Source organism: Mongoliitalea daihaiensis (genome assembly GCF_021596945.1).
GTDB classification, from domain to species: domain Bacteria; phylum Bacteroidota; class Bacteroidia; order Cytophagales; family Cyclobacteriaceae; genus Mongoliitalea; species Mongoliitalea daihaiensis.
Genome location: NZ_CP063779.1, coordinates 4,389,447 through 4,413,395 on the forward strand (window position 1 = coordinate 4,389,447; position 23,949 = coordinate 4,413,395).

Genomic DNA, 23,949 nt, shown 5'->3' on the forward strand with positions numbered 1-23,949 from the left:
TGTCCTGAAAATACTTGACATTTTTTAAGAATAATCTTCCTATTTACACGCCGTTAAAATAAGTCACCAAAAGACACAACTTCCACTCTGTGGCAGATTTCTATGGCCAACCCTCAAAAATCGGATGTTCTAACCTATCTTTTGTCGGTCGTACCTACGGCACTTAAGGTGTGACGCTATCATCAATCTGTGGGTTGAAGCTAGCAAGTCTGCCGCCCCTATGGACTTTTTGCCGTTCCCTCCCTCATCATGTCACGTCCTGAATTTCTCGCTTCTAGCCTCCTGCTTGCAGCAGGCAAGTCTCGCCTCTTGATTCTTGATTCTTGTCTCTTGATTCTTAAATCTCGCTTCTACGATCCTTTCTTCTCCACTCCTTCCATCAGCTCCGCTTGCACCTTGATCGACTCCACATGGATAATTTGGAAGAGCTCTTTGATAAAATCGGGATTTAGCTGCATTTGAACAGCCCATTCGGGTCTGGATTCAAACACTTTTTTCCATCGCTCCATTTGAAAAAGAGCTTGGTCATTTTCCTTTTTAAAAACGCCTGCCTGTTCTACTAATTTCATGCGCTGACGTAAGGTGGAAAGCAAGGCCCTGTCTACCTCATCAATCTGCTCCCGAATCAACTCTAATTTACTTTTAAAAATTGGATTTTCAGCGGATGAATTAGGGACATGTAATTGCTCCAAAAGCACACCCAGGTCATCGGGCGTTAATTGCTGGGCTACATCCGACCAAGCCTCATCAGGATGGATATGAGACTCTATAATCAGTCCATCCATATCCAAATCCAAGGCCATTTGAGCAATCATAGGGATCAAATCCCTTTTACCACAGATATGACTTGGATCGTTGATTAAAGGAATTGCCGGGTAGCGTGTCTTCAATTCCAAAGGAATCTGCCATAAAGGACTGTTGCGATATGTCTGATCATTAAAATTGGAAAACCCGCGATGAATAGCCCCTAAACGCTTGATTCCAGCTTGATTGATTCGTTCCAAAGCACCTATCCATAAAGCTAAATCAGGGTTAACAGGATTTTTCACCAATACAGGAATGTCCACTCCCTTTAAAGCATTCGCGATTTCCTGAACAGTGAATGGATTAACAGTCGATCGGGCTCCTATCCATAAAATATCAATGCCATACTCCAATGCCTTTTCTACATGATATGGACTAGCGACTTCTATAGCAAAGCTTACACCGTACTTTTCCTTGATATCTTTGATCCAAGGAAGGGCAATCTCCCCTACTCCTTCAAAAGAATTTGGACGCGTACGAGGCTTCCATACACCTCCACGAATGATCTGAATACCTTTTTCTACCAATTTCCCAACAGTTGCATCCAACTGCTGCGGTGTTTCTACACTGCAAGGACCAGCAATTACAAAAGGTTTGTCGGTGGCAAAGCCCCATTCGTTTAAGCGTATTGTATCCACAGCTAAGTTTAATTTGTATACAAAACTAGCTTGCCTCTAGATTTGTTCCTAACCTAATTAAAAATGGAGTAACCTACCGTCCATTCAAAGAAGTCGGCTCTTCCTTTATGTGCTTTAATGCTGAGTCCGGTAAAAAGGTTATTATCAAAACGATAGCGAAGACCAATTCGCTGGTAAAACCAATTCCATTCATCGTTGAACCGATTCCGATGGGCATATACACCCACACCCATAGGGGCATACAATTTTTCAGTCAATAACCATTCCCATGATCCAAAGACTGCAAAAGAGTTGGCATCCCAAAAGGAATTCTCTCGAGGTTCTCGTACCCTTGTTTCCCATCCTCCGGAATAGAAGTGTTCCAATCCGAGACCAAATCTATGCTTATACGAAAACTCCCGGAGCACATGGATCCCGGTCCCCATTTTAAAATGCTTGGTATCGCCTACAAAATATTCTTTCACACCCGGAGCTACATGGAAATGGATGGCTGTTTTGGATTGATGCTTTGGAAGAGAGGTGTCTTTGAAATCCATTTCACTTTCTTTGGTCAACCGATATTGCACCCCCAGAGAAAAAGGAAACAAATTGATGCCTGAATTGGGCAAACTTGACGCACCGTTTGAAAAATGTTTGAAACCAAAGGTACTGGACAAGGCTGTTCTATCCGTAAGGCTCACAGCTGCTCGAAACCCGAGATGAGCATACACATTTCTATAGGACCCAATGAATAGATTCAATGGATTTTCTTCAGGATCAAAGGGATTGAAATTGTAAGAAAGTCCGTAAGATGCAAAGTAACTAAATCTGACTTTTTGATACCTAGGGAATGTAAATGGCATATTAAGGAAAAAATACAAGGCATTGGGTTCTCCCACATTGGCATTATGAAATGTAGAACCATAAAAACCAACCCCAAAAGTAGGGAAACGATACACTTTGGAATACAAATTTTCAGAACCTCTCCTAAAGCCAAGTCTTGCATCTACCCCAATGTATGAAGAGCTATTTCTAATTTGCTCTCCAAAATCAGAGCCATTTCCAAGCATAGGACCGCCTTCCACACTCAAGTCCAAGTACTTTTCAAACTTGGGAGATTTTTTGCTTTTTGACAGGTCAATTTGACCCCAAGCTTGAAAGGAAATAATAATTAAAACAGCAAGCAGAGCACTCTTGATTACACCCATCTCGTTTAGTTGATTTAAATAATTTGCTAATTAGCGTTTTTTTGAAAAATAAAAAAATAGTGTTTGCCAATCCTGATTAAATATTGGCATTCATTATTCAACGTTCTTTTACCAAACAATTAACAAGTCCACATAGTTTTTTGATATATTTGCGACATAATTCAAAGCTTTATGCCAGTTAAACCCAAGATTTCTTTTGAGAACCTCGAGGTCGCTTTCGCATCCAAGTCGGATGTAGAATTGAAAAAAATGTACCTCATATTTGCAACGGTCAATAATAACCTTGCTGTAAGCGTGGGTACAAAACTCGCGAATTGGTCTTTTGCCTTGGGTTTGCCAATTAAAAGCATTATGAAAGCCACCATGTTTGGTCATTTTTGCGGGGGAGAATCCATACAAGATTGTGAGTCATCAGTTCAGAAACTGGCTGAATATGGAATCAAAACTATCTTGGATTACTCCGTAGAAGGAAAAGGTGACGAAGCGAGCTTTGAAGCAACTAAAAATGAAATTCTTCGGACAATTGAGCGGTCGGCAGGTGATGTACATATGCCTTTTGCTGTATTCAAAGTAACGGGCCTGGGCGATTATGCGATCATGACCAAAATCCAAGCAAAAAAAGCGCTTACACCCGAGGAGCAGTTAGCATTTGACCGCATGCAAAAGCGAGTGGATGAGCTTTGCAAAGCTGCCTTTGAAGCAGATACCAAAATCTTGATTGATGCAGAAGAATCATGGTTTCAGGACGTAATTGATGAAATGGCATATAAGGCCATGAAAAAATATAATCAAGAAAAGTGCGTCGTGTATAACACCTATCAAATGTATCGGCATGATATGTTGGAGCGCCTGAAAAAAGCACATGAAATCGCCCATGCACAGGGCTATTGGTTAGGTGCCAAATTGGTGAGAGGGGCATATATGGAAAAAGAGCGAGACCGTGCTCTAAGCAAAGGCTATCAAAGTCCCATTCAACCTACAAAAGAAGCCTCAGATAGAGATTACAATGCGGCTTTAACTTTTTGCGTGGAGAACCTTTCTTCCATAGGATTGGTTTCAGGTTCGCACAACGAACAAAGCAATCATCTGTTAGCTGAACTGATCGCTGACAAAGGGTATGACCCTCAGGACCACCGCATCTATTTTGCGCAATTATATGGCATGAGTGACAATATTTCCTACAACTTAGCGAATGCAGGGTATAATGTTGTGAAATACGTACCTTACGGCCCCGTAGAAAAAGTTATGCCCTACCTTTCTAGAAGGGCTGAAGAAAACACCTCTGTCGCAGGTCAGTCCAGCAGAGAGTTCGATTTAGTTCGTAGAGAAATGAATCGAAGAAGGAATAAAAAATCGTAATTAACTATAAAATTTTCAAAAGGCTATTATACCTTTTTAAATCAAATCAGCACAATGCAATTACTGAGCGAACAGGAGTTAGAGCGTAGAAAAGACAGAGAAGAGTTGATGAAACTGGGAATCAATCCCTATCCAGCAGATTCTTTTGCTATCAACGTCACCGCACAAGATATTCATCAAAATTACGAACGTCGCAAAAACGACTATAAAAACATTTCCATAGCAGGGCGTTTAATGAGCCGTAGGATTATGGGTTCTGCATCGTTTGCCGAGCTCCAAGATTCCACTGGAAGACTGCAGATCTATATCCGAAGAGACGATATCTGTCCTGAGGAAGATAAAACATTCTACAATACCGTATTCAAAAAATTACTGGGAATCGGTGACTTTATCGGCGTAAAGGGCTACATTTTCACCACACAAACGGGTGAAATCTCCTTACATGTTACTGAATTGAAAGTCCTATCTAAATCTGTCAAACCACTACCAGTGGTCAAAAGAGATGATGATGGAAATGTATACGATGGGTTTACAGATCCTGAATTACGCTACAGACAGCGGTATGTTGATTTGGTTGTTAATCCAGATGTTAAAAATGTATTCCTAACCCGTTCTCGAATCATTACCAACATGCGTAAGTTTTTCGATGACCGAGGTTGGTTGGAGGTGGAAACACCAATTTTACAACAAGTTCATGGAGGTGCGGCAGCTAGACCATTCAATACGCATCACAATACCTTGGATATGCCTTTGTATTTAAGGATTGCCAATGAATTGTATTTGAAACGATTGATCGTGGGCGGTTTTGATGGAGTGTATGAATTTGGAAAAATGTTCCGAAATGAAGGCATGGACCGCACCCATAATCCAGAATTTACTTCCATGGAAATATATGTAGCCTACAAAGACTACATCTGGATGATGGAAATGGTAGAAACCTTATTGGAAAAAGTTACCGAATCCATTCATGGAAAGACTGTCGTAGCTGTAGGCGATAAGCAAATTGATTTTGCAGGCCCATACAGAAGACTAACCATGTTTGATTCCATCAAGGAATATGCAGGAGTAGACGTCAGCGAACTCGATGAAGCCGGCTTGCGTCAGGTCTGTGCTGAGATGGGCATCGAAGTAGATAACAGCATGGGCAAAGGCAAATTGATTGATGAAATCTTTGGTGAAAAAGTTGAGGCTAATCTGATTCAGCCTACCTACATCACCGACTACCCCATCGAAATGACTCCTTTAGCTAAGAAGCACAGAAGCAAAGATGGCTTGGTGGAGCGCTTTGAATTATTTGTGAACGGCAAGGAAATCGCCAATGCATACTCTGAATTAAATGATCCGATCGATCAGCGAGAGCGGTTTGAAGACCAATTGAAATTAGCTGCAAGAGGTGATGATGAAGCTATGGCCATGGATGATGATTTCTTGCGCGCCTTAGAATATGGAATGCCTCCAACTGCTGGTCTGGGCATTGGAATCGATCGATTAACGATGCTATTGACGAATAATTCCACCATACAGGAAGTACTGTTCTTCCCTCAGATGCGTCCAGAGAAAAAAGTGAAAATTGCGAGCGACGAAGATTTTATAGCATTGGGTATATCAGCAGGGTTGATCCCAGTGATACGAGATATGAATATCCACACCATCGAGCAATTGAAAGAGTACGATCCAAACAAACTCTTCAATGATGTCTGCGGTCGTAGAAAAAAACTCAAATTAGACATAGCCAATCCTACAAAAGAAGAAGTAGAAAGCTGGTTGCAGTGAGCAGTTGATGGTGGACAGTGAGTAGTTGACAGTGCACAGTGCACAGTGTGGGAATAGAAAACTAGTTGGAAGGATTCCTAGAGACTGTAGAGGCGGCTAAAATTATAGGCTTAAGTCTTAATCTAGCAGAGGATAAAATAATAGACCAGTGAATGGGTCATAAAAACACTGTTCTCAAATTTCAAAATTGGAGTGCTGCCAAGCGCTCCAATTTTTTTTATGTCAATCAGTTATTTATAAAATCAGTCTTCTATGATCTAAATTCCTTAGGGGAGAAAGCTTTTCCAAAGTTCAAAACTTTGGAAAAGTTACCATAACCACAATCTCTCTTGTTCTGCAAATTCTTGAGATTTTTCTATTGTTTTTCGTTTGTTTTCAATCCCCTTATATCTCTATAATGGGTTAAAACCTGGGGTGATTGATGAGCTTAATTCGTTCATTCTTAATTCCCACTCTTGGATATAATCATATCTCTGCATATTTTTTTTGCTCTTTCTGTATATTTTGCGAGACTTGTTTCTTCTTCGTCTAAACTTTCGCTTCTCGGCTCTTTTTTCGCGACTCTCGTTTCTCGTATCTTAATACGTAGTAGATGGTACATCCCTTACACTCCTGCCGACTTTTTATATTACCACAAATATTTTCCCAAGAATTGCCATTTTTCAAACCATACTATCAAAATTTTACAGTATTTTTAACAAATTCACTTTTACAGCAACCTATGAATCTTCGATTAAACTCAGAATTTGGAACATTGAAGGCTGTGTTGATGCACAGGCCGGGCAAAGAAATTGACAGACTTACTCCTTATAATAAGGAGTTTTTGCTCTTCGAAGATGTGCCTTACTTAGAAGCCATGCAAAAAGAGCATGATTTTTTTACCGATCTTATCAAGCAAACTACCGGCGCCACCGTATTTCGACTGAGAGAGTTACTGATGCAAGTATTGGGAGACCGTACAATTTTGGAAAGCTTGATGAAAGCAGCCTTAGTCAGATCAGGACAAACACATTTATGTGAATATATCTTGGATAGACTTTCGACTGCTGAATGCACCACCGTATTGACAGCGGGGATAAAAGTGCACGAGTTAAAAAGAAAAATCCCCAATGCCCCCACCGGTGAATTGATGGATTATGCATTCATCATCCCACCTAGTCCCAACCTTTACTTCCAACGAGACCCTATGGCGATCACCCCAGGAGGCATCATATTCTCCAGTATGAACAAAGAAGGAAGGCAACGCGAGGCAGACCTCTTAAGAACCATCTTTGAAAATCACCCAGAGTTTAAAGACAACGTCAACAGGCTCTATCCTATCAATGGACACGACAATCCTCCAAGTATCGAGGGAGGAGATGTGATCGTACTTTCCAAAAAAGCCGTAGCCATCGGAAATTCTGAGCGCACCAATGAAAAAGCCATTTACCATGTTGCCAAAGCGCTTTTAGCCGAAGGGTCTGTTGAAAGGGTTTATGAGGTACACCTACCTCAAAAAAGGCAATACATGCATTTGGATACCGTATTCACCATCTTGGATGAAAACCTGGTACTCACCTATCCGGACGCGCTTAATTCAGTACTTCAAACTTCTCTTTACACTTTAAAAGATATACAAGATGGAAAGGCTACCATCAAAAGGCAGGTATTAAAGGAATCTTTGCTTACGATATTGGAGCGGGAAATCCCTCATTTGGAAATATTATCCACGGCGGATGGCAATCCAGACTATGCGATGAGAGAACAATGGTTTGATGGAGCAAATGTGTTTGCTATTGGCCCCCGCAGAGTGATTTCCTACAATCGAAATATACACACCAACAGAGCCCTGAGAAATATGGGAGTAGAGGTATTGGAAATCCCCTCATCAGAATTATCCCGTGGATTAGGTGGACCTAGATGTATGACCATGCCACTGAGCCGAGCGAAGCTTTAGAAATCGAAGAAGCTTCTTCTACGAGAAACCTTCAAGTCTTGTAACATGGCCGCATTGACCCTGATATCAATGTTGTAAGAAGTAAATCGGCCAAATGGAATCCAGCTCATATCCAATCTCCAGCAATGCAAATTTCTGGAAATACCGATCATGGTTTGAGTAATTTGTGCGGTCATAAAGTCATACCCACCATTAAATTTTACTTTCCATTTATCTGTCAAACTCACATCCCCATTGACAGTCATTGCAGAAGTAACATTGGCATCTCTGCCGGGCTGTCGATTGTAAGCAATATTATATCCAAAACCCAAATTCCATGGAATACTCCAATCGATATACATGGCAGGATCGTTTACAATCCTATTGATTTCATTCTCCACAAACTCATTCATCACACCGCCTTGCTGCAAAAAATCATTGGTCAAATCCTCCCTCACTTCTCCTGGAGTGCGTTCCCCACCGGTAGGATTGATATTTCCGTTTAGGTTTAGTGTCAAATTTCTGAGGTTACCCAATCCCTGCCCCGAAGTCCATGCCAATTGATTGACACGACGTCCTGTAACAGCCCCTGTTTGAGAATTGACGATGCGTTGCTCTGCATACATATCGAAATTACCCGAGAAGTTGACAGAAAGCTTGTCGTCAAAAAAGGAGGTTCGTGTATTGAAGTTGATCGGAGCCAACTGGAAAGAGTCTGCTGCAAAATTGTAAGAAGTGGAAAAATTCAAAGATTGCAACAATGGGATTTTCTTAGTTTGCATTTTTTCATCATCCGAATCCTGTCTGATTTTCGCTTCTAGCACATTTCGAATATTGATGGCCAAAGCACGAGACTCTCCTAGCGGTGCACCTGAAAAAATGAATCCTTGATGTCTGGAAAATAGCTGTGTATTTCCTTCTCTATCTACTTGTACCTCTTGGTAAAAACCAAATGCAGGATTAGAGAAATCGGGGGTGTAGTTGAACGAAAAAGTAGGTTGCATGTGGTGACGAATACGTTCTATTTTTTTACTTCTTTTGGGCGTATACATGCCATAAATGTTTGTATTCAAAGAAAAGGAAGAATTGAAGAATCCCACTCTATTAAACCCAGACTCCAAAATCCTATCTACTCGATTTTCTACAGGATTGAAATAATAATTGATCCGTTCGAGATACCACAATTCTGTATAGTTTGCCGCCGCAGTGCCCGTGAAGTGCTTGAATAAGCGGAAATTAGAAGAAACAGGTATTGTGTGTCTAGCGCCATTGTCAGCCTCTCTCAAAAGCTGTGCAAAGTTTTCCCTAGCAAAAGGGATGATGTTTGGGTTTTGAACAAAACCCTCTTCCAAATCCAACTGCTGCTGTATTGCCGCACTTTGCACGCCAAAAGGAGGCGTAATGCGGTTATTGATACTATTCTGTAAGTTAAAGTTCCAAGCTACGTTGAGTGTTTTGATAGGCTCTATCTTGGAATTTTGAAAAGGGCTCTGCCGGTTCATGTTGACCGCAATATCTGGTAAAATGATGTTTACTTCATCTGTTTGGATATTTTGGGAGTGGCGCATATTTGCCGACATGCTGAAAGGAGTTCCTTGAAAAGTTTTGCTGTAGGATATATTGGAAGAGAATTCAGCCCTAGTATTGGCAGCAAAAGATACTGGGTTAATCACCACGTTATTGTAATTGCTAGTACCCGCATTCACAGAAGCTGAAAACCTAGAATTACCACGAGACTCCGGAGAGTGATTCCAATTGACCCAAATGGTATTATAGTCAATGGGATTTAGTTCGGTCTCCGGGCTTCGAAAACGCTGGTAGTCCAAGTTAAACCCACCATTATATTTATACCGCTTTTTGTAAACAGTGGCAGCCTTGGCACCATAGCCTCCCAAGGAGTATACATCTGCAGTTACCCGTGTATGAATATAATCGTTGAAGGCAAAATAATAGCCGAAATTTCTCAAGAAGAATCCACGAGCTCGTTCCTGTCCCCAAGACGGGAAGACAATTCCGGAGGCTTTTTCATCGGGAGTATCGGGGATTATACCAAATGGCAAACCAGCAGGTGTAGGAATCCCATTGAAATACATATTGAATGGCCCGGTGACGATTTGCTTCCCTCGAATAGATTTGATCTTATTAGCCGAAATATGCCAATGCGGTTCGGCAAGATTACAGGTAGTATAATATCCCCTGTCCATGTAAATGCTTCCATCCTGATCTTTTTTAATCGTTTGACCACGCAGTAAGCCATCTTGCTGTTCGGTAACTACATCTTTGATGATTGCTTTTTGGGATTTGAAATTATACCGCATTTCCTTGCGTATTTCGTAGGAAGTCCCTCCTTCTTTAAAAATCGGATTACCCTGAATATTTCCAAGACTATCTACAACCCCAGAGGCAAACAGTTCATTTTTTTCCCAGTCTACAATAATCAAATCTGCATCCAAACGGATATTTCCATATTCAAACCATGCGTCCTTGTGAAGAATTAACTTATTATTGACAAAATCTGTGATGATACTATCTTCACCATAATAATTGATGACGGTCTGAATATCACTTTTAGGTACTGTTTTTGTAGAGTCAGCAAGGGGAATAGTATCTTGGGCTAATTTGTCCAAAGAGTCCAGCGGAGACAAGTCTAAAGTTTGGGGATTGAGCACAGTATCAGGCGCTACTACCCTTCTTTCAACCCCCCGTTGATTTCTTTGTTGCGAAAATGCTGATGGGGTAAAGTAACCCAACAACAGGAACGCTAACAAGCAAAGCCACTTATTCTGCACTGATAGATTTTGATTTGATTAAAAATTTCTAAAATTTGCCTTGGCAAAGTTAATAGTTTACCACGCATGGAACGCTTCAAAGTAAAAAATATTCTTCTTATTTCAATTTTTACGCTCTCTTTGGTTTTTGCAGGCTTTTCTCCCACCGGAACTAAGGCTCCTGAATATCGTTTGAAACGGGTGGTGATCGACGCGGGACATGGAGGAAAAGACCCTGGGGCTGTAGGCGCCGTCTCCAAAGAAAAAGATATCGCTTTGGCTGTCGCTTTGAAAGTGGGTGAATATGTCAAAAAAAACCTGCCAGGTGTTGAGGTGATTTATACACGCAACTCAGACGTATTTGTGGAATTAAAGGAGCGAGCAAACATTGCCAACCGAAACAAAGCGGATCTCTTCATTTCTATCCACTGTAATGCTGCGAGCAATCGGGCTGCATACGGAACTGAAACGTTTGTCATGGGTACCAAAAACTTTGAAGCAAACTTTGAGATTGTGAAGCGGGAAAACTCGGTAATCTTGTTGGAGGATAATTACGAAGAAAGCTACGAGGGATTTGACCCGACCTCCCCTGAATCCTACATCATGTTTAACTTAACCCAAAAAGCATTTTTAAGTGGCAGCATTTCATTGGCATCCAAAATAGAAAGTGACTTTTCTTCACGAGTCAACCGCACTAGTAGAGGCGTCAAACAAGCACCTTTATATGTATTATGGACCACTTCCATGCCTTCTGTTTTGGTTGAATTAGGTTTTATCTCCAATCGCAACGAAGAGGCATTTATGAACAATAAGGACAATCAAGCTTATTTAGCCTCTGCCATTTACCGCTCAATCAAGGCTTATAAAGAGGAAATTGAGGAATTACAATAAGACATGAGTGAAACCACCCGCCATCCGATTGTGGATGTGATTATACCTGCCTACAACGAGGAGCAGTCTATCCATCATGTCATCAAGGAAATTCCCACTTTTGTTAGACACATCATCGTTGTCAACAACAATTCAACTGACCAAACAAAAACCGTAGCCCAGCAAGCAGGGGCCATTGTATTGGACGAACCCATCATGGGCTATGGAAGAGCTTGCTTGACTGGCATGACATTTTTGGAGAGCCTAGATAGACAACCGGATATGTTGGTTTTTCTGGATGGAGATTACAGCGATTATCCTGAGCAAATGCATGACCTTATCCAACCAATAATAAATAACGATATTGATTTTGTTTTAGGATCGAGAGCCAAGGGGAAAAGAGAACGCGGTTCAATGACCTTGCCACAGGTTTTTGGAAACTGGCTATCCACTTCCCTGATGCGCTGGAGATTTGGTACTACTTATTCGGATTTAGGACCTTTTCGGGCGATCAAATGGGAAAAGCTAAAGAGTCTAGGAATGATCGATCAGAACTATGGCTGGACCATAGAAATGCAAATCAAAGCTTTCAAAAAAGGATTAACTTATCAAGAAATCCCTGTGGACTATCGCAAAAGAATTGGCGTATCCAAAGTCAGTGGTACCATCAAAGGAGTCTTTGGTGCAGGTTATAAAATTTTATGGACTATCTGGAAATACCGCTAAAATTCAATTCATATCCATCAAGGATATAGTTTTTTTTGAACGAGTGTTCTTTACGCCTGCTTAAAAAAAGAGTTTTTTCTGTAGATTTAAAAAAAGTTATTGAAAAAGGGTTGAATTTTCACATCAAACCCCATAACTAACTATATTTCAGTAGGATATTCTGAAAAAGCTTAGTATGTTTAATCAAATTTCATTGCTATGAATCGAGTGAACTTTTTTCTTTTTTTTCTGCTGTTCGTGTCATGTTTTTCTTGCAAGGTTTCAGATCCTGTCCAAAGTCAAGAAAAAGAACCGATTACAGTTCCTTCCCCTACTGCTGGACCTGAAATCCTCATGGCTACCTTTCAACTTCACAAGACAGATTCAATTCAACTCCTAGAAGCACACATCAACGTCGGCACTCTCAAATCAACACCCCATCTACCTGCCTATTCATACGATGGAGATTTAAAATTAACTTGGTTATCACAAGATGGACAGATGTGTCTGGAAGAAATCATTTCAAATCCACTGCTAAAGAAAGTGGAATATATCAACGATATTGATTCTGGCAAACTTAGCGCAGAGGCTGTTGATCTCGAGGAAAATACTTTTTTTATTCGACATCAATGGATGGATTGCTTTCATGCCATAAAAATTGAAAAAAAAGAAAATGAAGAATGGAAACTGTTACGAATTTTGAGTTTTTCTAAGCCACCAATGTTATGAAAAAAATTTACTACACCTTCAGTCTATTTGTGGGATTTTTCTTTTCAACAGCCTTTGTATTTGCCCAGCTGTTCCCAGTAGAAACAATTGTTTATAATGGCTCCCCTGATAAAATGGTCAACTTGGTCATCATGGGGGACGGGTATACCGCAGCCCAACAAGATAAATTTATGCAAGATGTGCGTAAAAACATTGAAGGCATGTTTGGTCAGGAACCCTGGAAATCCAAGGCACAATTTATCAATGTATACGCTATCAAAGTAGTATCCAATGTTTCGGGAGCTGCTGACCGTCCATCTCAACCCATCGATAACTATTTCGGAAGTTCATTTAACACCTCTGGCATTGAGCGCTTATTGTATCCAACTCGCATCAACAGGGTAGTGTCTGTGTTGAGCAATAACCTCCCTTTCTACGACATTGGAGTCATTGTGGTCAACGATGGCCGCTATGGAGGCGCCGGAGGTTCCTTTGCCACCTTTTCGACCCATCCCTCAGCATTGGAGATTATGATCCATGAATTAGGACATACCTTCACACGCTTGTCCGACGAATATTGGGCGGGAGATCAATTTGCTAGAGAAACACCCAATATGAGCCGAGACAACAATCCTGCTACCAATCGTTGGAGGACCTTTCTCAATAATGGAGGAGTAGGGATCTTCCCTCACGAGGAGTCCCCTGCATGGTTTAGGCCACACAATAATTGTAAGATGCGCTTTTTAGGCCGTGATTTTTGCCCGGTTTGCATGGATCAGCTTACAACAAAGATTGATGACCTGACAAAACCAGCTGCATTGCAGAGCCCACAGGCATTTTTTGGAGCAGACAAATTGGAGATTTTGGAAGGTCAAGAAGTCCGCTTTTTTGATTTGACTAGTCAGTCCCCTGATACATGGTCTTGGATTTTTCAAGGAGGATCCCCAGAAACAACCTCAACACAAAACCCTACGGTTTCCTTTGAAAATGAAGGGAATTATCAAGTAACCCTTACTACCTCCAACAGTGTGGGAACTTCCACCTTTCAACGGAATCAATTCATTATTGTAAAAAAAGATACTGAAGCTCCAATTTTGAGCACACGAAACCCTATCATACAATTGAATCAAAACGGACAAGCCACCCTCTCTGTAGCACAGGTAGATACGGGTACTAGCGATAACGTGGGGATTCAGTCCATGACACTATCTCAGACTGCCTTTGACTGCTCCCATGTTGGGGTCAATAATATCACCTTTACAGTTGTCGACGTAAATGGCAATGAGGCTAGCACCACCGTATCAGTTACTGTGGTAGATAACATCGCTCCTGTGGTGCGGACAAAAGCATTTACGTTAGTATTAAATGAGGAAGGTGTTGGCGAATTAAAACCGGAAGATATCGATGACGGTTCTTTTGATAATTGCGGCATTGAAAGCCTCAGTTTATCCAAAACAACTTTTGGAAGGGAGGATTCTGGAGATAATACAGTAACTTTAACTGTTCGCGATATTCATGGAAACAGTGGAAGTGCTACCGCTACGGTCAGGGTAGATATTATCTTGTTTGCCAATCAAGAAATCCAAGAGGCAATCCTTCTTTATCCCAACCCAAGTCAGGGATACCTACAGCTTACCTTTCCTCAGGTAGTGGATCCAACCCTGAAAAGTATTGAAATTTTGGACACCAAAGGTTCAGAAATTCGACGAATCACGGAATTTCCCTCCACAGGAAAAGTTATTCCAATCGATGTGAGTCATCTGCCAAATGGACTATATTTGCTTCAGCTTACCAGTGAAAAATACTTTCAAACCATACGGTTTGTCATCCAAAAATAATCCAATCGTAGATGAAACGTTCTATTTTGCCCCTCCTTTTGTTACTGATCTTGGTTGCTTGTAACGTTGAACAACGAAAGGAAATCGATTTTAAAGAATGGGGCAACTACTGGTTTCAGGGAAAAGCAGAAATCAGTTCCTTTCAACTCAGCCAACACCGTTATGGGGAAAGCAGAGCTGGGCAAGCAGTTTTGATTTTTGTAACAGAGGATTTTTCGAGAAAAAAACATGTAAAATTGGATAATCCGGATGAAGCTGGAAAAGACAAAATTTCCGTGCTCAAGATGAACCAAACCCGGGACTTTATCACAGGGATCTATCCCTACCACATGATGCTCTCGGCATTTACTCCAACCAAAGAAGCCTCTCAAGGACTCAAATTTACAGCAAGTGTACAGGAATGGTGTGGACAAACATTTACCCAATTTAATCTTTCCAAGAAGGATTCTTATAAAGGTAAACTGTATTCCTATTTTGAAAAGGAAGGGGATCAATCCATCAACATACAAGGACTCATGGAAGATGAGCTCTGGAACTTGTTGCGAATAAACCCTAATCAAATTCCCTTGGGTTCAGCTAGAATAATTCCATCCTTATTTGATCAGCGATTCAACCATCAACCGTTTGCAAGTGAAGAAGCTTTCATTAGCATCAAGGATATTTCTGAGCGTAGAAGTCAATTAGAAGTCATTTATGCCAAGGGTTTCCGAGAACTCAGAATAGATTTTGAAAAAACCTTCCCTTTCCACATCATGGGTTGGGAGGAAGTCACCATTCGCTCCAATGGGCAACAAGAAAAAACTACTGCTACTCGCCTAGCTGTCAGCACCATCGATTATTGGAAACATAACAAAATTGAGGATGAGTACCTGAGACAGGAACTAAGGCTTCAATGAAGGTTTTTGTCAACTGGATTAGCCCTATTTTTTTTCTGATTATACTCATGGGCATGGCTTATGGCTTGGAACGCACAGATGCTTGGGCGCTACAGGTTTGTTATGCCATACTTTTTGGACTGTTTTTATTCAGCTATTGGAGATCTCAAGAAATTGGCTTTGTAAGGTTATTAGTAATTGGATGCTTAAGCCGGTTGCTACTGATCCCCCATACGCCATTCTTATCGGATGACTTTTATCGCTTTCTCTTTGATGGACATCTGATCCTACAGGGTATCAACCCCTACACCTACCTCCCACAAGAAGCGTTGCAGCAGGTATCAGAAAACAGCTTATCCTATATGAGTTTACTAGTAGAGCAGATGAACTCTTCTTCCTATTTTTCGATCTATCCTCCACTTCATCAAGTCTTTTTTGTAGGGGCTGCCTTAGGTGGGCAATCCCTAGTCTGGAATCTTATTTTGTTAAGATTACCGCTGATTTTGGTAGATATGGGCGTTCTGTTTTTTCTTTGGAAATTACTGCCCCTATGGAATCAAGACCGATCTAAGGTTCTGCTGTATTGGCTCAATCCCTTGATTATCTTAGAACTGACGGGAAATGTACATTTTGAGGGGTTGGTTCTACTGGGACTTTTGGGTAGCATATGGTTTTTCAAAACCTCTAAACCTATGACAAGTGCAAGCCTGTGGGGTTTTGCGATTGGCGTAAAACTCCTTCCTGCGATTATGGGAGCTGTGTGGCTTCGGGTATTTCCTCCATTGAAGCATACAAGATTTTGGCTGACTTTTACATTCATTTGCTTAATTGTTCTATTCCCTCTCTTTCAAGCAGATACCTTTCATAATTTCTACCAAAGTTTTCGTCTGTACCAAAGCAGTTTTGAATTTAATGCTTCGCTTTACTATGTTCTTCGTTTTCTCAGCTCTTTTTGGTTGGATTACAACCCTATTGGCACCCTAGGGCCGGTTTTAAATTTCTTGGCTATCATCGGCATGCTGTTTTTTGCTTGGCGTCAACCTAAGCCAATAGATTTGGCAACAGGATTTGTTGGTACTTATGGAATTTACTTAGTAGTTCAGACCACTGTGCACCCCTGGTACATCATCCCCATGCTCGGGCTTAGTTTATTGACTCGATACAGCAGCCCTTTACTTTGGTCTGCTCTGGTTTTTTTATCCTATACAGCCTATACAAGTGATCCTACCGAAGAGTTGACATTACTATTGTTGGTTCAGTACATTCCCTTGCTTATTTTTGCAGCTAAGGAATTGTTCGATCCTAATCAAGACATTCCAGAGACACCATGAAAAAAATCCAACTATTCATTCTTTCCATTACCATCCTATCCTTGACTGCCTGCACCTCCTCTGAAGATCAGGCAAGAGCATTGATTCAACAATCAATCAAAGCACATGGAGGACAAGAGCGATGGGATCAATTGAATGGATTTGAATTCTTGAAAAAGAGCACCCTCTACCAAGAAGATGGCAGCGAAGAATCTTCTTTAGAGCAGCAGGTCCAGTTTAAGCGCTACCCCTATTTTGAGGCCCGAATGAATTGGAATAAAGACAGTACCTCACATAGGGTAAGCTTTGATGGACTAAAAACACGATACATGATGGGAAGCAATGAAATCCTCAATGAAGGATTTCTAGCCAGTAAAAAGAAAGAAATCGATGCGGCTTTTTATGTCATGGACAAACCATTTGCCCTTCTTGAAGGCACAAAGAAGCTCACTTACATAGGCCTTGTCACGTTACCGGACCAACGGGAAATGGAATGCATTGAGGTTATCGATGGAGATCCTACTGATCCAAAAACTGATCGCTGGTGGTATTATTTTCACCCGCAGACGCATCAATTAGTCGCTTACAAAGTAAAAACTTCCGACCATTACAGCTTGGTATATAACTTGGAAATGGACCGTTCGTTGGGCATTGCATTTCCGATGAAACGAGAGTCCTTCCGCGTAGACAGCTTGGGACAAGTTCTTTACCTGAGGGCTTCCTACACCTATACAAACTATCAAAAATTAGATTGACCATGAAAAAATTTATAGTATTGGGACTGCTGATCAGTTTCCTTGTTGGATGTAAGGAAAATAACCCAGCGCAGGAGATTGTTGACAAGGCGATCACTGCCCATGGAGGGAAGTCATTTGAACAATCAACCATTGAGTTTGACTTCCGGGAGCGCAGCTACAGTATTTTCAAATCTCCAGAAGCATTTGAGTATAGCCGTGAGTTTACTGATTCTACGGGTCTCATCAAGGATGTGCTCAACAATGCGGGCTTCACCCGGACGGTGAATGGTGTAGAGGTAAGTTTGGAGGAAAAGCAAATTGCTGCTTTTACCAATTCGGTCAACTCAGTAGCCTATTTTGCTTTTTTACCTTACGGCCTAAACGATGCTGCGGCCATCAAAACATCCCTTGGACAAGTGACAATGGAAGGAAAACCATACGAATTGGTCAAAGTAACCTTTGTTGAAGAAGGTGGAGGCGAAGATTTTGAGGATGAATTTTTGTATTGGTTTGATGCAGACACATTCAAACTAGCCTACTTAGCCTATTCTTTCCATACCAATGAAGGCGGAGTTCGCTTCCGCAAAGCCATCCGCGAACATGCTGTCAATGGGCTTATCCTTCTAGACTATGAGAACTACAAACCCAAAATCAAAGACACACCGCTAGAGGACCTGGCTGCCTTATTTGAAGCAGGAGAGTTGGAGTTACTGTCGGAAATTGAGATGGAGGATGTGAGAGTGAAAAGTAAGCAGTGAATAGTGAACAGTGAACAGTGAGCAGTGAACAGTGAGATAATTTGTAATGAGGAATGTGGAATGCGGAATGAAGAATTAGAAATTTTGAATGCTTATTCCGTCTGTGGGTTTTAACCAACGATTTAGAATAGTAGTTAGGAATGAAATTCAGATAATTTTTTAAAGAATGCACCAATCAATAGCCGTGGATTTTAATCCCCTGTATTGAAGTGAACATTGGGCAGTACAATCTATCTCTAAGATTAAAAACTCCGACAGGAGTTGGGCATGCATACCCGCTTCGCGAAATTTGGAATTTCGGGAAACAGATAAATGGAGATTTGCAATCTCCTTGGGTAAGGCGAATTATCAAGCCTAATAATCCTGAGTTTTAAAAGCGATTGCCCTAAAGGATTACAAATCCTCGTTTATCTACAGTCCGAGATTGCAAATCTCGGACAGCTCCTCCATGCATCATCTCTCTGTGAAATCTGTATCATCTGTGGACAAAAAAAATACAAAGAGCTATCCCAATAACTCTTCGTTTAAGATATCAGGGCTGACGCCCCTCGTCCTGGACTTTTATACATCAGTCCTACGAAGATTACAGGGCTAAAGCCCCTTTTTAGTTTGAACCATTATTTCAATTTTATTTCCACAATGTTTCGCGTCAGCATTATTTCATCTACATAATCCCAAGAAAAAAAATCCTTCAACCCCAATACGTCAATCCTTGCCAATCCCGGAGCACTCAACAAAATCTAATTAACCTACCGATCCATTAATGTATGCTACCCAAAAAAATTTTCAAAGTTCACCCCTCTGTGAAATCTGTGTCATCTGTGGACAAAAAAAATACAAATAGCTATCCCGATAACTCTCCGTTTAAGATATCAGGGCTGACGCCCCTCGTCCTGGACTTTCATACATCAGTCCTAGGAAGATTATAGGGCTAAAGCCCCTTTTTAGTTTGAATCATTATTTCAATATTTTTTCCATAATGTTTCGCGTCAGCATTATTTCATCTACATAATCCCAAGAAAAAAAATCCTTCAACCCCAATAGGTCAATCCTTGCCAATCCCGGAGCACTTGACAAAATCTAATTAACCTACCGATCCATTAATGTATGCTACCCAAAAAAACTTTCAAATTTCTCCCCTTCTGTGAAATCTGTGTCATCTGTGGACAAAAAAAATACAAATAGCTATCCCAGTTACTCTTCGTTTAAGATATCAGGGCTGACGCCACTCGTCCTGGACTTTCATACATCAGTCCTACGAAGATTACAGGGCTAAAGCCCCTTTTTAGTTTGAATCATTATTTCAATATTTTTTCCATAATGTTTCGCGTCAGCATTATTTCATCTACATAATCCCAAGAAAAAAAATCCTTCAACCCCAATAGGTCAATCCTTGCCAATCCCGGAGCACTTGACAAAATCTAATTAACCTACCGATCCATTAATGTATGCTACCCAAAAAAAATTTTCAAATTTCACCCCTTCTGTGAAATCTGTGTCATCTGTGGACAAAAAAAATACAAATAGCTATCCCAATAACTCTCCGTTTAAGATATCAAGGCTGACGCCCCTCGTCCTGGACTTTCATACATCAGTCCTACGAAGATTACAGGGCTAAAGTCCCTTTTTAGATTGAATCATTATTTCAATTTTATTTTCACATTATTTCATCTACCTACTACCAAAAAAATATCAAACAATATCGCGCAGCTAATTTCCACCAATATCTATTTCATCAATTATTTCAACCTTGTTTCGCGTCAGCATATTTCAACCTTATTTCATCTACTCACTTCCAAAAAAATATCAAACAATATCGCACCGCTAATATCAACCAATATCTATTTCAAAAATTATTTCAATTTTATTTCTACAATATTTCAACTTTATTTCATTCAACAACCCCCAAAAAACAATATCATCTAATATCGCACCGCTAATATCCACCAATATCTATTTCAAAAATTATTTCACGTACTTTAGCACCATGGAAAATGATGCACAAAGACTAGCACAACAATTTTTAAACAACCTAGGTATAGATGCTTTGAATGAGATGCAGCAGGCATTTATTGAAGCAACTACAAAAAATCCAAACTTGATGTTGTTAGCACCAACAGGTTCAGGTAAGACAGTGGCATTTTTATTTCCACTAATCAAGAATTTGGATCCTACTTCCAGAAGTACACAAGCACTTATAATTGTTCCCTCCCGTGAGTTGGCCATACAGATTGAACAGGTCTTTAAATCCCTGAAAACGGGTTATCGCGTGAGTACTTGCTACGGAGGACATTCCATGAAATTGGAGAAAAACAGTTTGGGAGAATTGCCTGAATTGGTCATTGGTACACCTGGAAGGCTTTCCGACCATGTAAACCAAGGCTCACTCGATACCTCTGCTATCCAAACGGTGGTTTTGGACGAATTTGACAAATCCCTTCAACTCGGGTTTCATGAGCAACTGAGGGATATATTCAGAAAACTTATCAGTGTTCAAAACCATTACCTGACCTCAGCAACGAAAATGGGACGTCTGCCTGACTTTATTCCCTTTGATAATCCTCCGGTAGTGGATTTTCTTCAGCAACAGCAAGAGTCTAAGCTGGAATTGAAACTTGTTCGTACGAACACCAAGGAAAAAATCCAGAACTTGATGCGTTTGATTTCGCATTTTCAGGGAGAATCAAGTATTGTTTTCTGCAATCATCGAGAGGCAGTTGACCGCATTAGCTTGTTGTTGGGGGATCATGGCTATGAACATGCAGTGTTGCATGGCGGTATGGAGCAGTTGGATCGGGAGAAAAATCTAATCAAATTCAGAAGCGGGGTGGTAAATTTATTAATTGCTACTGATTTGGCTTCCAGAGGATTGGACATTCCGGAAATCAAGCATATTGTCCACTACCAAGTTCCTCCAAAAGAAGATGCATTTATTCACAGAAATGGCCGTACTGCCCGCATGCATGCTTCCGGGCAGGGTCACTTGATCTTGGCTGAAGATGAAGATTTTCCAGAATACTTGGATGAAAAGCGCATGGAGGAAGTGGAGATAGATGAAACCATTGCTTCCGAGCCAACCGGATTTTCTTTACTCTACTTCAGTGCTGGTAAAAAAGATAAAATCAGCAAAGGAGACATTGTCGGCTTCCTGATCAAAATAGGTAAGGCCAACAACGACGATATTGGATTGATTACCATTATGGATTTTGCAAGTTATGTGGCTGTAAAGCGCAATGTAGCACCTAGCTTAGTCAAGAAACTCAATGGAGAAAAGCTGAAAAAATCAAAAGTGAAAGTGGCTGAGGCGAATTGATTTTTTAAACACCTATTTTAAAATGATCGGCATAGATAGGTGGCTATCGACAAGTTTTTTTGGAGATAGTGAATGAAAGTTTAGAGAAAAAACCAAATTGTACAGTTCATGCAACCTCCATGAAGGTATCTAATAAATAAGATTTTCTTGCTAAAGATTATCCTGACTTTGATTTTTAGTCAGGTCAACTTGTGCAATTAAATCGAGCATAGCGTTCTTGGAAAAACCTGAATTCAACTGTCATCCGACAGCCCCCAGCAGCTAGCAATTAACACTTCCTTCAAAATACTATCGTAACGAATATCCGTGAACGATGTAATATATGCCAAAACCTGTGTAAAATAAATGGGGGTTTTATTACCACCTTGTGTGAAACTTCAAAATCAACCTTCTCAACCGTAATGGCAGGGATTTTCAAGGCCCTGAATGTCACATTATTCGTATTGAGGAAAGTAAGGTCATGGACACTCAATTCCAGTTAGGCCGATTAACCTACATTTTAATGAATCCAGTAGAGGGATGTGGGGCACTTGGTCTTAATAAGCAAACAATAAAAAGAATTATAATGACTACTAAACTTACGCCTGAGTTAATTAAAGAACTGCTTGCAGAAACTGCGAAACCCTGTATTTCTCTTTACATGCCAACGCATCGTAGCCATCCAGAGAATATTCAGGATACTATTCGTTTTAAGAACCTTTTGAAAAAGGTAAAGGAGTCATTATCAGAAAAACTTCCTGCAGGTGAAATTACTGAGTTGATGGAACCAATTGAAGCGCTTGGCGAAAACAAGGACTTTTGGAATCACACCACAGAAGGACTTGCTGTTCTTCGCTCTGCGGAGCGCTTTGTGGTTATACATTTACCGGTACCAGTAGGGGAACTTGCGATTGTTTCGGAAAACTTCCATACCAGATCACTGAGACGTTATTTGCAGTCGGCAGATCGATATCATGTCCTGGGTTTAAGTCAGCATGAATTTAACCTTTATGAAGGCAACCGTCATGCACTTGTTGAAATAGTGCTTCAGGAGGATATTCCGAATACAATAGAAACAGCACTTGGAGATGAATTGACGGATGGACATGTAACTGTTGCCTCTTATGGAGGGGCAGGCGGCGAAAGTTCCAATATGCATCATGGACACGGTGGAAAAAAGGATGAAGTGGATATTGATGCGGATAGATTTTTCGCTATCGTAGCCGACACGGTACATAGAAATTTTTCTAATCCCAGTGGTTTCCCTTTGGTTCTTGCCGCTTTAACCGAACACCATGACCGGTTTCAGCAAATAAATGAAAATCCTATGCTGTTGCCAGATGGAATTGAAATAAATGCACAATCTGTTTCGATAAAAAAACTGGCAACATTAGCTTGGGAAGTCATGGAGCCGGTCTATTTTAAGAAGCTTGAGGATATAGTAGGCAAATACCAACAAGCAAAAGCCAATGGTTTAGGAAGTGACAATATCGATGATGTCACCGATGCCGCTGAAAGCGGAAGAGTGGATACACTTCTGATTGAAGAAGGCCGAATCATTGCCAAGCGCCTGAGAAACAAAATCACTGGCACCTTTGAAATGATGGATTTAACACAACCTAAGTTGGACGATTTACTCGATGACATAGGCGAGTTGGTAAATAAAATGGGGGGCACCGTATGGATTATCCCACAGGATAAAATGCCCTCTACTTCTGGCCTTGCAGCCATATTTAGGTATTGATCATTCCTTTTCACTAAATTCAATTTACTATGACCATTCAATTTAACACAGATAAAAGCGTACCGAATAACGATGAGTTTACGGCTATTTTCCTACGCATGATCGAAGAAGGACTTAACCGCTATGATCACCATATAACCCGATTGGAAGTTCATCTTTCCGATGAAGATGGGTTAAAAGAAGGTGTATCAACAAAACGATGTTTACTGGAAGCACGGCTAAAAGGACGCCAACCTTTTTCGGTGATCAATCAATCTGACACCTATGATCAGGCCATATCCGGGGCATTGGATAAATTGACAACCTCACTGGATACAATTCTTGGTCGGTTAGGCAATCATCAGCGAAAAAGGATCGATAAAACCGGTATTTGAAATGTTTTTGGTCAATAGCAGCATTTAATATTTGTTGCTTTTTTGGATAAATGGACAATGGTGCTTTCGTCTATGATGTTGTTTAATTAAAATAATTTTGTTGTTCATAGTGTGTCAGCATTCAAAAATAAAAGACCAAATTAATCCTTGGTTTGATTAAAAACTTGCATCTGCTACGCATGAATCTAAGCCAGCACTCCGAAAGGAGTTGCATTTTGGGACCGTATTTTTTTTTGGACACAGATTTCAAAAGGATGGACGCTGATGGATACGGATGGGGTGGCTGACGCCATA

17 protein-coding genes are annotated in these 23,949 nt (G+C 40.7%); 14 read left to right on the top strand and 3 right to left on the bottom strand.

All coding sequences use genetic code 11. The features are described 5' to 3' along the window. Nucleotides 1–350: 350 nt before the first annotated feature. A complete protein-coding gene (locus tag IPZ59_RS18610; protein ID WP_236137541.1) occupies nt 351–1,442 on the bottom strand; it encodes a bifunctional 3-deoxy-7-phosphoheptulonate synthase/chorismate mutase type II in 1,092 nt (363 codons plus the stop codon). Between the two features lie 53 nt (nt 1,443–1,495). Beyond that, nucleotides 1,496–2,629 (bottom strand): acyloxyacyl hydrolase, encoded by a 1,134-nt coding sequence (locus IPZ59_RS18615; RefSeq protein ID WP_236137542.1) that lies wholly within the window; start codon nt 2,627–2,629, stop codon nt 1,496–1,498. A gap of 171 nt (nt 2,630–2,800) precedes the next feature. Between IPZ59_RS18615 and IPZ59_RS18620 the strand changes: the two genes are divergently transcribed. From IPZ59_RS18620 to IPZ59_RS18630, 3 genes are all read left to right on the top strand, one after another. After that, nucleotides 2,801–3,988, top strand: coding sequence for a proline dehydrogenase family protein (locus IPZ59_RS18620; RefSeq protein ID WP_236137543.1), 1,188 nt, complete (start codon nt 2,801–2,803; stop codon nt 3,986–3,988). Between the two features lie 54 nt (nt 3,989–4,042). Then, on the top strand, nt 4,043–5,761 hold the full coding sequence (lysS, locus tag IPZ59_RS18625; protein ID WP_236137544.1) for a lysine--tRNA ligase: 1,719 nt from the start codon (nt 4,043–4,045) through the stop codon (nt 5,759–5,761). 721 nt (nt 5,762–6,482) lie between these two features. Continuing rightward, complete coding sequence (locus tag IPZ59_RS18630) at nt 6,483–7,697, top strand: arginine deiminase (RefSeq protein ID WP_236137545.1); 1,215 nt, start codon at nt 6,483–6,485, stop codon at nt 7,695–7,697. Here the strand turns inward: IPZ59_RS18630 and IPZ59_RS18635 are convergent. Continuing rightward, entirely contained in the window at nt 7,694–10,444 is a 2,751-nt protein-coding gene (locus tag IPZ59_RS18635; RefSeq protein WP_236137546.1) for a putative LPS assembly protein LptD, read from the bottom strand. The genes IPZ59_RS18630 and IPZ59_RS18635 overlap by 4 nt on opposite strands. An 87-nt stretch (nt 10,445–10,531) precedes the next feature. Between IPZ59_RS18635 and IPZ59_RS18640 the strand changes: the two genes are divergently transcribed. The 11 genes from IPZ59_RS18640 (at nt 10,532) to IPZ59_RS18690 (ending at nt 23,655) form a co-directional block, all read left to right on the top strand. Next, a complete protein-coding gene (locus IPZ59_RS18640; protein WP_236137547.1) occupies nt 10,532–11,335 on the top strand; it encodes an N-acetylmuramoyl-L-alanine amidase family protein in 804 nt (267 codons plus the stop codon). A gap of 3 nt (nt 11,336–11,338) precedes the next feature. Continuing rightward, nucleotides 11,339–12,040 carry a glycosyltransferase family 2 protein gene (locus tag IPZ59_RS18645; RefSeq protein WP_236137548.1) on the top strand — a complete coding sequence of 234 codons (702 nt, stop codon included), beginning with the start codon at nt 11,339–11,341 and terminating at the stop codon, nt 12,038–12,040. A gap of 198 nt (nt 12,041–12,238) precedes the next feature. Then, a complete protein-coding gene (locus IPZ59_RS18650) occupies nt 12,239–12,748 on the top strand; it encodes a hypothetical protein (protein ID WP_236137549.1) in 510 nt (169 codons plus the stop codon). Next, nucleotides 12,745–14,565, top strand: a complete 1,821-nt coding sequence (locus IPZ59_RS18655) for a M64 family metallopeptidase (protein WP_236137550.1) — start codon at nt 12,745–12,747, stop codon at nt 14,563–14,565. Before IPZ59_RS18650 ends, IPZ59_RS18655 begins: the two co-directional genes overlap by 4 nt. Nucleotides 14,566–14,576: 11 nt before the next feature. Then, nucleotides 14,577–15,461, top strand: a complete 885-nt coding sequence (locus IPZ59_RS18660) for a hypothetical protein (protein WP_236137551.1) — start codon at nt 14,577–14,579, stop codon at nt 15,459–15,461. Continuing rightward, entirely contained in the window at nt 15,458–16,771 is a 1,314-nt protein-coding gene (locus IPZ59_RS18665; protein ID WP_236137552.1) for a carotene biosynthesis protein, read from the top strand. The genes IPZ59_RS18660 and IPZ59_RS18665 overlap by 4 nt, the downstream gene beginning before the upstream one ends. Further along, nucleotides 16,768–17,505, top strand: a complete 738-nt coding sequence (locus IPZ59_RS18670; protein ID WP_236137553.1) for a hypothetical protein — start codon at nt 16,768–16,770, stop codon at nt 17,503–17,505. The genes IPZ59_RS18665 and IPZ59_RS18670 overlap by 4 nt, the downstream gene beginning before the upstream one ends. A gap of 2 nt (nt 17,506–17,507) precedes the next feature. Next, entirely contained in the window at nt 17,508–18,245 is a 738-nt protein-coding gene (locus IPZ59_RS18675; protein WP_236137554.1) for a DUF6503 family protein, read from the top strand. A gap of 1,987 nt (nt 18,246–20,232) precedes the next feature. Further along, nucleotides 20,233–21,558 carry a DEAD/DEAH box helicase gene (locus IPZ59_RS18680; RefSeq protein ID WP_236137555.1) on the top strand — a complete coding sequence of 442 codons (1,326 nt, stop codon included), beginning with the start codon at nt 20,233–20,235 and terminating at the stop codon, nt 21,556–21,558. A gap of 565 nt (nt 21,559–22,123) precedes the next feature. Beyond that, the gene (locus IPZ59_RS18685; protein WP_236137556.1) at nt 22,124–23,281 is read left to right on the top strand and encodes a baeRF3 domain-containing protein; all 1,158 of its coding nucleotides are present in this window, start codon (nt 22,124–22,126) and stop codon (nt 23,279–23,281) included. Nucleotides 23,282–23,310: 29 nt separating this feature from the next. Next, complete coding sequence (locus tag IPZ59_RS18690) at nt 23,311–23,655, top strand: HPF/RaiA family ribosome-associated protein (protein WP_236137557.1); 345 nt, start codon at nt 23,311–23,313, stop codon at nt 23,653–23,655. Nucleotides 23,656–23,949: the final 294 nt, after the last annotated feature.